The 590-nt window shown below is 71.9% G+C and carries 1 protein-coding gene; it reads right to left on the bottom strand.

Annotated features, from left to right (window positions below; translation table 11 throughout):
- A partial coding sequence (locus tag SBI80_RS28145) for a DUF222 domain-containing protein (RefSeq protein ID WP_318978438.1) occupies window positions 1–590 on the bottom strand: 590 nt, incomplete at both ends.

Genomic DNA, 590 nt, shown 5'->3' on the forward strand with positions numbered 1-590 from the left:
CCGGTGACTCCCGAGCCGGCGGCGGCTTCTAGGTCGTGCAGGGTGGTGGAGACGATGACGGTGACGGGTAGGCCGTTGTGCTGGCCGAGTTCGCCGGAGCTGAGCGCGGTGCGTGCGATCGCGAGCAGCGCGTCGTGGGTGCGTTGGCCGTGGCTGCGGGTATCGGCGTCGATCTGAGCTTGGCTGGGGGTGCCCGAGGTGCAGGGCTGCTCGTCGTCGGGGTTGCACATGCCGGGGGCGGCGAGTTTGGCGTCGATCGGCTCGATGGTGGCCCGAAGTTCCGGGGTCACCCAGCCGCTGATCCTGCTCATCCCGTCGGCGCCTTGCGGTCCGAGGTGGATGCTGCGCCGGCGGGCGCGTTCGCGGTCGTCGGGTTCGGGGCCGTCCTGGTCGATGAGGGTGGCCAGCAGGTCGGCGTCCTTGCGGAGGGTCTCGGGTCCGGTGAGGGCGGCGATGTGGGCCAGGCTGGCCTCGGATTGTTCGCGGGTGGTGGGGTCCACCCAGCCGGGCAGCTTGGTGAGGAAGGTGCGGATGATCGCGACGTGCTCGGGGCTGATCGCGCCGGTGGCTTGGGCGGCGGCGGTGGGGGC

Origin of the sequence: Mycolicibacterium sichuanense (genome assembly GCF_033741125.1) — a bacterium.
In the GTDB taxonomy this organism is placed as follows: domain Bacteria; phylum Actinomycetota; class Actinomycetes; order Mycobacteriales; family Mycobacteriaceae; genus Mycobacterium.